This is a genomic window from Acinetobacter sp. 24-47-62 (genome assembly GCF_056779765.1).
Genome location: NZ_JBWYIN010000011.1, coordinates 72,826 through 87,297, shown reverse-complemented (window position 1 = coordinate 87,297; position 14,472 = coordinate 72,826). Strand labels below are relative to the sequence as shown.

At 38.8% G+C, this 14,472-nt stretch carries 12 protein-coding genes and 8 tRNA genes; 12 read left to right on the top strand and 8 right to left on the bottom strand.

What is annotated here, in order from left to right; genetic code table 11:
* Positions 1–37: 37 nt before the first annotated feature.
* The 3 genes from dapE to AC1M87_RS10100 form a co-directional block, all read right to left on the bottom strand.
* Complete coding sequence (dapE, locus tag AC1M87_RS10110) at positions 38–1,171, bottom strand: succinyl-diaminopimelate desuccinylase (RefSeq protein WP_035269063.1); 1,134 nt, start codon at positions 1,169–1,171, stop codon at positions 38–40.
* Positions 1,172–1,309: 138 nt separating this feature from the next.
* Entirely contained in the window at positions 1,310–1,462 is a 153-nt protein-coding gene (locus AC1M87_RS10105; RefSeq protein ID WP_092766976.1) for an entericidin A/B family lipoprotein, read from the bottom strand.
* 126 nt (positions 1,463–1,588) lie between these two features.
* Positions 1,589–2,434 (bottom strand): DUF1853 family protein, encoded by an 846-nt coding sequence (locus tag AC1M87_RS10100; RefSeq protein WP_481593613.1) that lies wholly within the window; start codon positions 2,432–2,434, stop codon positions 1,589–1,591.
* A 99-nt stretch (positions 2,435–2,533) separates the two neighbouring features.
* Here AC1M87_RS10100 and AC1M87_RS10095 point away from each other — a divergent pair, with 99 nt between their 5' ends.
* The 11 genes from AC1M87_RS10095 to AC1M87_RS10045 all read left to right on the top strand — a co-directional run bounded on the left by AC1M87_RS10095 (position 2,534) and on the right by AC1M87_RS10045 (position 5,113).
* Complete coding sequence (locus AC1M87_RS10095; protein WP_035269059.1) at positions 2,534–2,902, top strand: YbaN family protein; 369 nt, start codon at positions 2,534–2,536, stop codon at positions 2,900–2,902.
* Positions 2,903–2,938: 36 nt separating this feature from the next.
* The gene (elsL, locus tag AC1M87_RS10090) at positions 2,939–3,466 is read left to right on the top strand and encodes a cell wall-recycling L,D-carboxypeptidase ElsL (protein WP_481593612.1); all 528 of its coding nucleotides are present in this window, start codon (positions 2,939–2,941) and stop codon (positions 3,464–3,466) included.
* A gap of 212 nt (positions 3,467–3,678) precedes the next feature.
* A tRNA-Val gene (locus tag AC1M87_RS10085) sits at positions 3,679–3,754 on the top strand.
* Positions 3,755–3,776: 22 nt separating this feature from the next.
* A tRNA-Asp gene (locus tag AC1M87_RS10080) sits at positions 3,777–3,853 on the top strand.
* A gap of 50 nt (positions 3,854–3,903) precedes the next feature.
* A tRNA-Asp gene (locus AC1M87_RS10075) sits at positions 3,904–3,980 on the top strand.
* Positions 3,981–4,002: 22 nt separating this feature from the next.
* Positions 4,003–4,078: transfer RNA gene (locus AC1M87_RS10070), tRNA-Val, on the top strand.
* A 13-nt stretch (positions 4,079–4,091) separates the two neighbouring features.
* A tRNA-Asp gene (locus AC1M87_RS10065) sits at positions 4,092–4,168 on the top strand.
* A 23-nt stretch (positions 4,169–4,191) separates the two neighbouring features.
* Positions 4,192–4,267, top strand: a tRNA-Val gene (locus tag AC1M87_RS10060).
* 51 nt (positions 4,268–4,318) lie between these two features.
* Positions 4,319–4,395 (top strand) — tRNA-Asp (locus AC1M87_RS10055).
* A 92-nt stretch (positions 4,396–4,487) separates the two neighbouring features.
* A tRNA-Val gene (locus tag AC1M87_RS10050) sits at positions 4,488–4,563 on the top strand.
* Between the two features lie 79 nt (positions 4,564–4,642).
* Positions 4,643–5,113 (top strand): DUF2750 domain-containing protein, encoded by a 471-nt coding sequence (locus tag AC1M87_RS10045; RefSeq protein WP_035268330.1) that lies wholly within the window; start codon positions 4,643–4,645, stop codon positions 5,111–5,113.
* A 5-nt stretch (positions 5,114–5,118) separates the two neighbouring features.
* On the opposite strand, the gene AC1M87_RS10040 is transcribed toward AC1M87_RS10045, so the two are convergent.
* The 5 genes from AC1M87_RS10040 to AC1M87_RS10020 all read right to left on the bottom strand — a co-directional run bounded on the left by AC1M87_RS10040 (position 5,119) and on the right by AC1M87_RS10020 (position 12,436).
* Complete coding sequence (locus AC1M87_RS10040; protein WP_481593611.1) at positions 5,119–5,859, bottom strand: YdcF family protein; 741 nt, start codon at positions 5,857–5,859, stop codon at positions 5,119–5,121.
* 142 nt (positions 5,860–6,001) lie between these two features.
* Positions 6,002–8,590, bottom strand: coding sequence for a PepSY domain-containing protein (locus AC1M87_RS10035; RefSeq protein ID WP_481593610.1), 2,589 nt, complete (start codon positions 8,588–8,590; stop codon positions 6,002–6,004).
* Positions 8,591–8,745: 155 nt separating this feature from the next.
* Positions 8,746–9,306 carry a YcxB family protein gene (locus tag AC1M87_RS10030; protein WP_035268336.1) on the bottom strand — a complete coding sequence of 187 codons (561 nt, stop codon included), beginning with the start codon at positions 9,304–9,306 and terminating at the stop codon, positions 8,746–8,748.
* A gap of 101 nt (positions 9,307–9,407) precedes the next feature.
* Entirely contained in the window at positions 9,408–11,582 is a 2,175-nt protein-coding gene (gene yccS / locus AC1M87_RS10025; protein ID WP_179999348.1) for a YccS family putative transporter, read from the bottom strand.
* A gap of 146 nt (positions 11,583–11,728) precedes the next feature.
* On the bottom strand, positions 11,729–12,436 hold the full coding sequence (locus AC1M87_RS10020; protein WP_481593609.1) for a nitroreductase: 708 nt from the start codon (positions 12,434–12,436) through the stop codon (positions 11,729–11,731).
* A 376-nt stretch (positions 12,437–12,812) separates the two neighbouring features.
* On the opposite strand from AC1M87_RS10020, the gene AC1M87_RS10015 reads away from it, so the two are divergent.
* The gene (locus AC1M87_RS10015) at positions 12,813–14,066 is read left to right on the top strand and encodes a DcaP family trimeric outer membrane transporter (protein WP_481593608.1); all 1,254 of its coding nucleotides are present in this window, start codon (positions 12,813–12,815) and stop codon (positions 14,064–14,066) included.
* Positions 14,067–14,472: the final 406 nt, after the last annotated feature.

The following is a 14,472-nucleotide window of genomic DNA, read 5'->3' as shown; positions in this document are numbered from 1 at the left end:
ATCCTTTTTTATATTTCATTACTCTTAAATTTTAGCGTTATGCCAATAACTCAATTAAGATTTTTTCATAAATTTCAGCTAAAGGTTCCAAATGTGCGATTTCAACATGTTCATTAATTTGATGGATTGTGGCATTAAGCACTCCCAGTTCGAGTACCTGAGCTCCAGTTGGTGCGATAAAGCGGCCATCTGATGTACCACCACTGGTTGATAATTCTGTTGTCGTACCAGTCACATCCAAAATCGCTTTTTTGGCAGCATTGACGAGCTCACCAACAGGTGTAAGGAATGGTAAACCTGATAGTGTCCACTCGATATCATACTCAACGCCGTGGCGATCTAAAATTTCATGTGTACGTGCTTTTAATTCATCAGCAGTAACTTCTGTAGAATAACGGAAGTTAAATAATAAGTTCATCGTGCCAGGCACAACATTGGTTGCACCCGTTCCAGCAGAAATATTCGAGATTTGGAAAGACGTTGCAGGGAAATACTCATTGCCTTGATCCCATTCTGTCTCACATAATTCAGCAATTGCTTTTGAGGCTGTATGAATTGGGTTAATTGCCAAATGTGGATAGGCCACATGCCCTTGCTTACCTTTCACTGTTAAATTGGCATTGAGAGACCCACGACGGCCATTTTTAACAATGTCACCTAAAGTATTCGTACTTGACGGTTCACCAACTAAACACCATGTCATTTTTTCTTGGCGTGCTTCTAAAGTTTCTACAACTTTCACTGTTCCATTGATAGATGGACCTTCTTCATCTGAAGTGATCAAAAAAGCAATCGAACCTTTGTGGTCTGGATGCTTAGCAACGAAACGTTCAGAGGCAATTACCATGGCTGCCAACGCCGTTTTCATATCTGCACTGCCACGCCCGTATAACTTTCCATCTCTAATTTCTGGGGCGAATGGATCGGAGTTCCACGCTTCTAGATTGCCTGTAGGAACAACATCAGTATGACCCGCAAAACAAAACACAGGTGATTCAGTCCCGCGACGAGCCCATAAGTTATCTACATCTTCAAAACGCATATTTTCAATGTTAAAACCAATCTTTGATAATCGATCAGCCATAATATTTTGACAGTTATGATCGACTGGAGTCACTGAAGGTTGGCGAAGTAATTGTAAGCTTAAATCGAGTGTTGCAGATTGAGTCATGGAGAGAAATCGAATTGGTCAAAGTCGATCTATCATAAAGTATGTTGAATTTGATGCAAAATATTAATCATTCAAGGAAATCAAATTTAAATAAAAAAAGCCCTATTAAAAAATAGGGCTTTTAGCTTCAACTTCGAATTAGTTGTTACGAATTTCGTTTGAAGTTTTTTCAGCAGTATTTGTTACAGTTTCCCCAGCTTTTGAAACGTCTTGTCCAAAACCTTTGAATGTATTACAACCAGTTAATACAAATGCAACTACGAATGAAGCGGCTAATACTTTTTTCATCATTATCTCCAATGATTGTAAATTATTTTGATGCTTAATCAGAATAAAAATTAATCATTTAGAAGAATATGAGAGTTTTATTATCAGAATGTTATTAATTGTATTCGATACATTTTTTTATTACACGAACTACACGTAAGGAAGCTTTAATGCTGGTTGACGGTACATATAAAACTGATTTGTCTGTACATTATGATAAAGCCCATTGCCCCACCAATGTGCTTCATTTGAAGTCTGACTCGCATTCGGACAAATCCATTCCTGTCTTTCCAGTCGATAAAAAGATGATCGTAATTGATGTCCCCATGTGCCTATACGACGATGTGGGCTGACCCAGTTAGGTAAGGTTTGAAGTTCCGTATGATACGGAAAGTAGAGTTGACCTTTCAGCACCGCAATTTTTCGATCAATTTTATAAGTATTGGCTTGAGTAAATTGAAATTGCTTTTGCGTAAAATGGTTGAGCTTTCTAAATAGGGTGTCGCTTCGATTTAATCCGTACCAATGTTGAAGTTGAAAGTCTTGTTCTGCTAAATAAAATTTCAGTGCAACTTCCCATTGTTCAATTTCTTGGGTGTGATGATTCAATATCACAAAGTCAATTTCACCCAAAGTATGGCGGCCGTCAATGATTTGAACACTGTGATCTAACAGTGAAAAATCAGCTTGATCGCGTTGATCATCTTGCAGCCAGAACCACATTAAATATTCAAAGCGCAAACCTAGACGCGTACTTTTGAGTTGCTGAATAAAATCAATCAGTTCTTGTGGGTTTTGATCTAGATCATGCAGTCTGGAGATATATTTTTCGTACTGAGTTTGCCAAAATAGTTCATGGTGCATTTCAAAAGGATGAACGATCGTTAATTCTTTAGGCGCAAAACGAATAATATTAGGACTTGCGATGACAAAAGCCAGTTGACGTACAATTGCATGATGAAAGTTCTGCCATGGCTCATAAAAATCAGATTGCACCGCTTCTCCAACTAGAATTCAAAACTGAAAATAAATTTACAATCAGACACTACCACAAAAGCATATATACTAGTGAGATTCAAGTGAATGAGTTGCGGTATGAAAATCGTGTTTTGGCGGAGCTTGGTCATTATTTTTGTGACTCTAGGTTTTATTGGTGCGCTATTGCCAGGATTGCCAACCACAGTCTTTTTAATTCTTGCCGCATGGGCTGCTTCAAAAGGTTGGCCACAGGTTGATGATTGGCTACTCAATCATCCTAAATATGGACCAACACTGCGAAATTGGCGTGAGCATGGCACGGTTCCACGCAAAGCAAAATGGCTCGCTTCGATGATGATGTTGATCAGCGGTATTCTTATGCTTTATACCAATGCTCCTGATTTAGTAAAAATTTTTACGAATCTCACCATGCTAATTGTCGCGATTTGGTTGTGGTTAAGACCTGAATCAAAAAATATTGTTTAAATAAATGATTAAAAATAATTTAACGCTGAGTTTTGTATGAACCCAAATCTTGAAAGTTATACCCTAAGTCAGGCGGATATCCTGATTGATATGGCGAAACAAGTTCTATATGTCCCACGTATGAAAAAAAGCTATTTGGTGTCTACTGGATTGAACGGTATAGGTGAACAGGAAAATTCAGGTAAAACCCCAAGAGGATGGCATCGTATTGAACAAAAAATTGGCGATGACCACCCAATCAATGCTGTATTTAAAGCACGTATTTGGACTGGGGAGATCTATGATGTGGAACTTGGCAAGCAATTTCCAGAACGTGACTGGATTCTAACGCGAATTCTTTGGTTAGCAGGTTTAGAACCTGGTTTTAATCAAGGGGAGGGTTGTGATACATATAATCGATATATCTATATTCATGGTACGCCAGAGTCAGAACCTTTAGGCATTCCTAAATCACATGGATGTATTCGAATGCACAGTGCAGATGTCATTGAGCTATTTGATACATTGGACGAAGGTGCTTTAGTCTATATTTCAGAACAAGAGATCGAATTGGATCAAATTTAAATCAGAATCGTAAAATGTGTTGTGATAAAAACTTTGAATAAAAATAAAAACATATCTCTAATCAGGCAAATAATAGACAAAAAAGCGATTTTTTAAGAGAAATGATCTATTTTTTAATCATTCAAACTGAAAAACTGAGAAACCTGTAGAAAAGCGTTTGACAGTATCTGAGGATTCTCTATAATGCACCACACAAACGATGAAGTCGTAAAGGGCGCTTAGCTCAGTTGGTAGAGCGTCTGCCTTACAAGCAGAATGTCGGCGGTTCGATCCCGTCAGCGCCCACCAAGCCTTTACGTTAAGTTTTAGTGCAGCGGTAGTTCAGTTGGTTAGAATATCGGCCTGTCACGCCGAGGGTCGCGGGTTCGAGTCCCGTCCGCTGCGCCACTATTAAACTTAATAGATTGTTTGTACTTTAATAGAGATATTACATAAGTGCAGCGGTAGTTCAGTTGGTTAGAATATCGGCCTGTCACGCCGAGGGTCGCGGGTTCGAGTCCCGTCCGCTGCGCCACTTTATGTAATGACCTTATTAAGGGCGCTTAGCTCAGTTGGTAGAGCGTCTGCCTTACAAGCAGAATGTCGGCGGTTCGATCCCGTCAGCGCCCACCAGATTTTTTGTGATGCAGCGGTAGTTCAGTTGGTTAGAATATCGGCCTGTCACGCCGAGGGTCGCGGGTTCGAGTCCCGTCCGCTGCGCCATCCTAAAAATCAAAGCCTAATAAGGGCGCTTAGCTCAGTTGGTAGAGCGTCTGCCTTACAAGCAGAATGTCGGCGGTTCGATCCCGTCAGCGCCCACCATATTCAAGCTGAAAAGCTTATATGACCCTAATTGCGTAAGCAGTTACCGTTGCAGCGGTAGTTCAGTTGGTTAGAATATCGGCCTGTCACGCCGAGGGTCGCGGGTTCGAGTCCCGTCCGCTGCGCCATTTTCTAGATCCCTTGTCTAGATATGATGGTTTCAATCAGCAAGATTTCTTTCTTGCATCTTAAAAATAGCGATGCTATTTTTATTCCTCAAGGGCGCTTAGCTCAGTTGGTAGAGCGTCTGCCTTACAAGCAGAATGTCGGCGGTTCGATCCCGTCAGCGCCCACCATATTCTTTCTATAAAAAGTCTTTTAAGTTTCTATAATTTATATAAAATATGATGAATTCATGTTTATAATAATAGAATTATGAGAAATCCATACCAGCGTAAGCCTTCAAGTACCTCTATTGCCTCTACAGTTGTCTCTCCAAAAGAACAATACCAACAATTTATGGAAACAATTGTAGCTCAGGCTAAAGTTTATAGTTTATATAATGATGGTTGGGCATTGTGCTCCACTCCATCTGGTCAGCGCACGCTTGCTGTTTGGCAAAGTAAAGGAATGGCACAATTATTGGTTCGTGATAAGTGGGAAAAATATCATGTGGAGGAAATCCAACTGATACCATTTATTGAACAAGTTGTTCCTTATATTCGACAACATAATACTCATTTGTCACTGAACTTGATGCCAGAAGGTCAAAATGTTTTGGTATCGGGGCGACAATTTCTAATTGACCTAAAAGCTTATCTATACCAGTTATCGATCGATCAACCTGAAAAATTAAATAGAGAAGGGGTTCCTTCTCCTCGAAAAATCCGAATACATGATAAATAAAAAATTTAGTATTCTTTTAAGATCCAGCCACTAATATAAGCAAAATATTCTCTAAGCCATGCGTTATATCGTGTAGTTAAAGGAGTTTCAGCACTGACTGATGTGATTTGGGTATAACCTTGAAATCGGGCAATGGCTGCAGCACGTGGGGTATGAAAATCACTGGTGACAACCACAATATGACTATCTTGGTTTAAGCCTATTCTGTTTAGCAGCGGAACACTGTTTTTTAGATTGAGTTCGGTGCTGGTGCTTTGACTTTCTTCAAATATACGCTGTGGGTGAATACGATACTTGTCGATCAAATATGCTTTCATCACTGCAGCTTCAGTAATTTTCTGATCAAAACCTAAACCGCCAGTTACAATAATAGAACTACTGGAATATTGAGCGGCGATCGTTGCACCTTGGTCTAATCGAGCCTGAAGCGTTGGGGAGGGTTGGTTATTGATTAAACCACTACCCAAAATAATAATCGCATCAGGTGGTGTATTCATGACAGGGGAATGATTCGATTTGGCTAAAAAATTAAAAAAAATAGCCAAACTGATTAACCAGATGGAAAAAATTGTCCATCCCATTTTCCAAAACAAGTTAAAGTTAGAATGATTCAAACGGTAGTGTTGGATTTTCTTATTAAAAAACAGACATACAATGATCACTATGCCAATAAATGCTGGAAGTACAGTACCCAAATGAATTTTATTTTGACTGATTAAAATGATTCCATCGATTAATAGTATCAATGCTATTAACCAAGCGAAAAATTTTAAAATCCTTGTATACATTCGATGTCATCACTAGTAGCAAATGAGAAAAAGTATATCGCATAAAAAAACCGAGCAGATTAAGTAAAAATCGTGCTCGGTTCGGATCATAATAACCGTGTTAGTAAACGTCTCTACGGTAGCGACCAGCTTGTCTTAATTCATCTACAGTAGTTTCACCTAAGATTTCAATTAAGGCTAGATCAACATCGCTTGCCATACCATTGATACTGCCGCACACATAGATGACAGCACCTTGATGAATCCATTTAACGACTTCATCCGCATTTTGACGCAGAATATGGTGTACATAGACTTTTTCTGGTTGGTCTCGAGAGAACGCAAGATCAATACGCTTTAACATCGCTGTATTTTGCCAAGCTTCGATTGTTTCTTTATAAAAGAAATCATGTTCGCGTTGGCGTTCACCGAAGATGAGCCAGGTGTCAGTGTAGTCCAAGCGTACGCGAGCTGAAATCAAGCTCATTAGCCCTGCGATCCCTGTCCCGTTACCGATACAGATAATCGGTCGATTATCATCAATTAAATGGAATGATTCATTGGTTCGAATACGAAGTTGTACCTGAGCACCAACCGCAACATGATGTGTTAACCAGCCTGAGCCTAAGCCGAGTTGCTGCTGTTCATCACGTTGTTGACGTACCACCAATCGCATCATGCCTTGAGTCGGAATACTAGCAATCGAATATTCACGAGTAGGTAAATTTTCAAGCTGCTCAACGAGTTCTTCAGCTGTATTAAATGGCTGAATCTCACTATTTAAATTTTTATTCCACAGGCTTTCAACTAAGGTTTGGCCTGTAGCTGTAAGAACTAAAGCCTCATCTAAGTTGTGTTGTTGTAAAAATGCTTGAATACGTTCAATGCTATTGCCGGGTTGAATTTCTGCAATATCTCCAGCTTGCCAGATCGCGTCGTGATCAGACTCAAGCTCTAAATTATAAGCAGGTTGACCCAAACTGTTTGGATTGAGCAGTGTGCGTTTTTGCAGTTTCCATTGATCAAAGACTTTATCAATAGATAGTGTTGCTAATTCCAATTGAGCAGCTTGCGCGAGTGCATCTGTCCAATTTTGAATATCTTGGTTATTGGCATTGTCTACTTCAATCACATTAAAGAGGGGAGTTGCACCAGATGCATTGAACCATTCATAAATACGATGACCAAAACTACAATAAGTGTCAGGATATTCACTTGAACCAAGTGCCATAACTGCGAATTGAGCATGACTTAGATTCAGTGGATGAGACATCAATTTCTTTTCAAAGCTTGCAGCTAAGTCTGGAGCTTCACCTGTACCGTAAGTACTCGCGACTACCAGAATTTGAGATGCTGTTTGTAGCTCATTAGTGGTCAGGCTTTGCACTGATTTAACAGTGACGGGTTGGCGTGCTGATTGCAGAATTGAAGCTGTACGCCAAGCCAATTGCTCGGATACACCAGTTTGACTTGCATAAGCGATGAGCCAAGGTTTTGCATTTGGATCAACATCAACCACTGCTAAATTTTGCTTCGCTTCACGGGTCAATTGTTTTTGCTTGCGGCGTTTGAGATAGAGCATCCAACCCGTCACAAAGAATAACGGCATAGCGAGTGCAGCAAACATCGCGAAGAACTGGTAAATAGGACCAAAGAAGCTGCCACGGTGTACAGGTAACATGCTGCTCATGATTTTTTCATTGAGCTTTTTGTCTTCGTACAATTCAACATCTTTCAATTGATTCGTATTTAAGTCGAAAGTCGCTTTGTTACGAGCGCGTTCATGTTGCGGAACAGGATCAACGAAACTCAGTTCTAATTCACCGTTTGCACGTTTAGGAATGGTGAAGGTTACGGAAGAAAATTGATTTTTAAACTGTTGATTAAATGTAGACCAAGATTGGTTGAGCGCAAATTGAATCTGTTCTGTTTGGAGTGATTTACGTCCTTCACGTCCTTCACGTCCTTCACGTCCTTCACGATGAGCGTTTGGGCCAGCATTTGAACCAGGACCACCCGCTTGCATTTGGGGTTGCGGGCGCTCAACACCAAGCACTTTAAACATGCCGTTGCGCCACCAATCATATGACCAATATAAACCTGTACAAGCCAACATGAGATAGAAAATGGCCACCCATGTTCCAACGACTGCGTGTAAATCCCAAATAAAGTTTCGACCTTTTAATTTGGGTTTAACTGAAAACCATTGTTTGAAACTGTGTTTTTTCGGCCAACGTAGATATAAGCCACTGAGGACAAAGAAAATAAGAATCAGTGTACATGCACCGGTAATTTGTTTTCCAACTGGTCCGACTGTCAAGTTACGATGAAGTTGTTGTACGAATGCAAAGAATTTTCGACCTTTAATTTCAGGAAGTAATTCAGCACTGTAGGGATTGATCATCATGGTCAAACCACGACGTTCACCTTCCTTCGCAACATTGATACTCGATGAGTCAGTAGGTTGAGCAGCAATTGTAATGCTATTGATTTTAAGATCAGGATGCTCCTGCTGGAAATGTTGATAAATTTCAGCTGGCGTTAATTTTGGGCGTTGTTCAGCAACAACTGTATAACTTTCCTGATTGATCAGCTTGATAATTTGCTGCTCATAAGAATATATTGCCCCAGTGACACCCATAAGTGCCAAAATAAGGCCTGCTGTTATTCCGAAAAACCAGTGTAACTGGAAAAATATTTTCTTGAACATAAGGGTCTGAGTGAATTGGAATTTTTGAATGGTGCGATTATAACCTAACTCAAAAAAAGTGGAATGTATTTGAAGATAATATTTATTCTCATTCTCATATAAAAAATTGTGATAAAAAAACCTCCAAAGTTGGAGGTTTTAATATAAAGCCGTATTTACAGTGATTTTGGCTCACCAACGCTTTCTTTAAGATGTTTACGGATGGTCTCGAAAGAGAAATTTTTGCTGTTCATTCGTTTTGGCAGGATATAAGCACCTTGCTGACCTTTAACTTTAAAGTTCACCAAAATGAAATCTGGCGTGTTATACCACTCATAGATATCTTTCCAACCAATTGAACCTACACCTTCTTGTAGTCCCATTTTTTGACGCATCACGATACCATGAGGCTGAACACCTAATTTAATTCCAGTAATTTCTTGTACTGGAAACTCATTCATTTTGCGTTTAGCGTACCATTCTAGTCCAAACTTTCGTACTAAAAAGTATGTCAGCACACAGACTAAAGCCACCCAGCAAAATACAGTAGAGTAATTTTTAATAAAAATTAGACCCAAAATTGCAAGCGCAGTAATTGCACCCATAATAGCCCAAGCTTTAGTTCCAATTTTATTTGTGCTGCGCCAGATTGCGAGTTGCGCATGGCGTTGTTCAGCTTCAGTAACCTCGTAAGGAACGGGTTGTAAAGTATAGGCGTATAAGTTTTTTGCAGTCATAGTTTCGTTAACAAAATGTGTATATCTGAGCAGAGTTTAGCATTAAATTAATACAATCAGGGAGTATATTGTACTAATTTACTGCCTTGAAAATTCAACATTTACAGTGATGCCAATGCGCTGGATTGAGTATCATGTTCATGACTTAAACTTTGTTTTAAGGTACTTAATCGTCTTAATACACCAAGCATTAAAGAAAGTTGCTGTAAAACAATCAATGATTTATGTGAATCCTGATCATCTTTATTCAAACGTTCACGAATCGCGGACTCCAAATTTGTCAGATTTAGCTCAGGCACTTCATCTCGTAAAAAAGCACCTTGGATATCATTTAACGCTTGCTGAAGTAGCTCTAATGTTGACTGATCTTGAATTTTTTCACGGTGTGCACCTAGCGCAGCAATATAGCTGATAAATGTATGATTGAGACAGAGGAACTCAAATGCTAAAGCTTTTTGTGTTGGATCAAAATCAGGTTCTGTTGCTAATGTCGATATGAGTGATGCAACATCAGCATCACGATTATGTGCAGTGCGGCGGACTACGCGGTAGTTCAAACTGTTATTACGTCCATGATGATACTGTTGTACGACTTCAGTAAGATACTGGCATTGAGCTTCAAGTGAACGTCTGATTGAATGAGGGAGTCGTCTGAATTTCCAATCTGGAAAAATAAAGCTCACCCCAAACCATGCCAATGCACAGCCAATTAAAGTATCTAACATTCGAGGAAATGCCGCTTGGAAACCTAAACCGTCCAAATTGAAATTAATTAAGGCTAAGATCGTAATAAAGGCAGTGGCTTGCGCATATTGCTTACTGCGTAATTCAAAAAATAGGACGCCACTCACAATTAATAATAAGAGTTGACCTTCGACAGAAGGAACGAAATACAGAATTGCAAAACCAAGAATAATGCCACCGAGTGTTCCCATGATCCTGAGTCTGAGTCGACGTTTTGTGGCGTTGAAGTTTGGTTGACTAACAAATAGGGCTGTTAACAGTACCCAATAACCGTATTCGATATTGGTGACTTGAACAAAAACATATCCGATGAAAAGTACGATGGAAACACGAATCGCATGTCGAAAGAGAACGGATTCAGGTGTTAAATTTTGTTTGATACGAGAAACGATATCTTCCCAACCTTTTAGATCGTCATCTTTAAGTTGGTTTTCTAAATGTTTAGTGCGATCAAATTTAATATGCCGTTCAGTTTCAAGGTTTCGTAATTGAGCATCGATGGCTTTTAAGTTCTGGAGTAAGGCAAAAAGAGCATTGACCCAGATAAGATCATGTTTTTGTTCATCACGGATTTTTTCTAATGACTTTCTGAGATTACTAAATGCATGTTCAAAACGTGGATTATGCTGGTAAGTTGTACGATTTAGGATGCTTTCGCTTAAATCTTTACAGGCTTTTGCTTGCAGTGTCAAAATGCGTTGGAAGCGAAATAAAATATCACTATGTTCAAAGGCTTTGGTTAATTGTTGGTAATCAATATGCGCTGAGTCAGCGCGCTCGTGAATATCCTGTGCAATAAAATAATATTGTAAGCTGCGACGGGTATCACTTTGACCACGGTCTCCTTTTAGTCGGGTAAGGAGTGTGGTTTTCATATCATTGAAGATACCTACTAATTTCCCATTTTCCAATGACAAGCTGATCATACTTTTTTGGTAGCTATTCGCTGTCATATCCACATCAAAGAGATTGGATTTAGCAAAAAGGAAATCACCGAGTGAAGAATAGCTTTTCGAGAGCTGATCTTGAACTTGTCGAGCTGGAAAAAGCAAGAAACTAAGCGTAGACAAGATCCCATACCAAATGGCACCAATCACCAAAAGACTGGGTTGCATGTACCATTCGTCAAAAATATCAACACCTAGCATGGCATATACAGAAATTACTAAGCAACCATATGAGATGGTGGCATAACGTCTGCCTAATGAGCCTAGTAAAATGAGACCAATACAAGAGATGATCAGGCCTGAAGCAAAAAGCACAGGATATGGGAATAACAGTTGAACAGAAGCTGCCGCAATAAAGAAACCAATATAGGTATAAATCAGATTCATAATACGTACTGAGAAGCGATCATCGATGTCGCTCAGCCCAGCAGCAACAACCCCTAATGTTAATGGGATCGTCATTAATTGCTGATCTAACAGATAGGGAATAAACGCGGTACCTGCGAAAGCGACGATCATCCGCAGGTTATACATGAATGAGGTATTATAGGTTGCTTTTTTAAGCTGAATCAGCCATTTGTTCAAACCAGAACCCTTTATAAATAGAGGATAGGGATAGATGAATAATAGTTGAATATTCATCTAATTTAAATTGGGATTATATGCTTGAAATTGACTGTTTGTCTGTATTAAACCACTCAAACTGGATGAGTGTTTTAATCCTTAAAAAATCAGTCTTCCAAGAAAACAGCAAACTCTTCAACTGGAACTCGAGGTGTTCTAAACGTATTTACAAGCGCATCGGTGTCGGCATAGCCTAAAGCCATCCCACAAACGAGCTCTTCGTTGGCAGGAACTTCAAGAACATCAGTGACGATTTGATGAAAATGATTCCAGGCCGCTTGAGGGCATGTGTCTAAACCACGTGCTTTTGCTGCTAGCATAACATTTTGAATCATCATGGAAATATCCATTTTAGAGCCAATGCCCATGGCTTTATCCACGGTAAAGAAAATGCCAACAGGTGCATCAAATAATTGATAGTTTCTAAGATGTTGTGCAGCCATCTTATCCTTTTCACCTTTTTGAATGCCCAGCAATCCATAAAGTCCCCAACCATTTTCACGACGACGATCGATATACGGGGAAATCCATGTTTCTGGATAATAAGCAAAAGTCTCGTTGTATTGTTGAGCAAGTTCAGGGTTTTGATAAAGTTGCATTTGTGCATGACAAACTTGATCAATTAAACGTTGACGACGTGCGCCTGTCACCACATAGACTTTCCAGGGTTGAGTATTTGTGCCAGAAGGTGCTCTTGATGCGACTTCTAAGATTTCTTGGATAAGTTTTGTGTCTACGGGGTGATCTAAAAAGGCACGTATAGATTGGCGGCCAGTGATCACTTCATCAACGGCTTGAGTATGTTCTGTGGACATTGCAACTCCTATTTGAATAATTTTGGATGATCCATGATGTCTCTACGACTAAGGTATAATTTTGAATATGCTTTTAAATAAAGATTTTATAAATTATACAGATATAAACTTTTTTCAATTCATCATCAGAAATTGTGATTGAGAAAATTGGTTTTGACAATAAAAAACATTTAATTATGAAACATAAGTTGCTAGATTAAGTTACAACGAATACACATTATGTTACGTATTTATTTTAATCAATTCATCAAATTTTAAAAAAAGCAGTTTAGTGCATCGTTGATTATTTTAAATTAATCAAACGTTGTGATTGGGATTCAGCAGGTTGACCAAGCATATATGCACGGATGTAAGATGAAATAATTGGAGATTTTTAATGAGTCAATCAAAACATCAAACATTTTTAAAGAAAAGTTTAGCAATCGCAGTTGCAACTTTAGCAGTTTCTACTGCACAAGCAGCGACTGAAAAAGATGAAATTCAAAAATTACGCCAAGAAGTTGAAGCGTTAAAAGCTTTAATTCAACAGCAACATCAAGTACAACAACAGCAGCAAGTACAATTGGCTGAAGTTAAAGCTCAACCAGTAGCAGCAGCGCCTACAAACTTGAAAACTAAAGCAGGTGCTGAAGTGAATCTATATGGTTTTGTACGTGGGGATGCGAACTATATCATTGAAGGTGCTGACAATGACTTTAATGCTGTAAACAGCGTTGGAACGAGTAATAATCCGTTAGTTGAAGATAAATTACGTGCAACTGCAAAAACAACACGTCTTGGTTTAGATTTCAAATCTAAAGTAGAAGGGGCAGATGTTGGTGGTAAAGTAGAAGTTGACTTTGCAGGCTCAAATGAAGCATTACGTATTCGTCATGCGTATTTAACACTAAATAATTGGTTATTCGGTCAAACTACTTCAAACTTCTTGTCAAATCATGCTCCAGAGATGATCGATTTTGGTACCAACATTGGTGGCGGAACAAACCGTTTACCGCAAGTGCGTTGGTCTCACAAATTAGCGCCAACAACTCAATTATTTATTTCAGCTGAAGAGGGTAATTCTACTGGAGATGGTATTAAATACCGCCTTCCAACTTTAACTGCAAAAGTCACGCAAGCTTATGCAGAGGGTAAAGGTAATGCTTCAGCTCGTGCCTTAATCGAAAATTATAAATCTGATACCGCTGGTGATGATAAGACTGGTTTTGGTGTAGCGATCGGTACAAATTACCAAATTAGCGAACCACTCAAAGTATCTGCTGACGTGTCTTATGTAAAAGGAAACAGCAACTATTTATATGGCTCAAATAGTGCTTATGTTGTCGATGCAAATAACAACATTGAACAAAATGAGTTTATTGCAACGCAAGTGGGTGCTACATATAAGTTCTCACCTCAGTTACGCTCAACACTGGCTTATGGCGCACATTATGCTGATGACAGCACGGGATATGCTAAAACTAACCCAAGTGCAAATGAAACTGTTCAACAAGCCTGGATTAACTTCATTTACACACCTGTGAAACCTGTTGATCTAGGTGTTGAATATATCAATGGTAAGCGTGAGACTTTCGCAGGTCAGAGCTATAATGATGACCGTGTAGGCCTAATGGCGAAATACAGCTTCTAAGCATGATTTATAAAAAAACCGAGCATAGTCTCGGTTTTTTTCACTTGTCATTCATCAGTTCAGACTAAAGAATGTCTGAATTTTGCTGATTGAATAAACAAAAGTAATGCGAATTATAAAAAAAAGTGCATAATGTTCGGCTTAAACAGTGAGCAGTCCTGATCATCAGGAATTTCTTAATCATTTTAAGTTCACTAAAACATATTTAAGTGTTTGTTTGAGCCATAAATCAATTGTATCTAGCAAAACGCATGTCTAAGAATAGAGTGCGTTTTGTGCTACTGATTTATTTTGAAAAGTGTATGTTTTTTATTAACAAGATTGAATCCAATGAAATCGAGGAATTAATATATTGTTACTCAATTAAAAATTTTATCTATTCTTTTAGATAATCAATATTGAATAA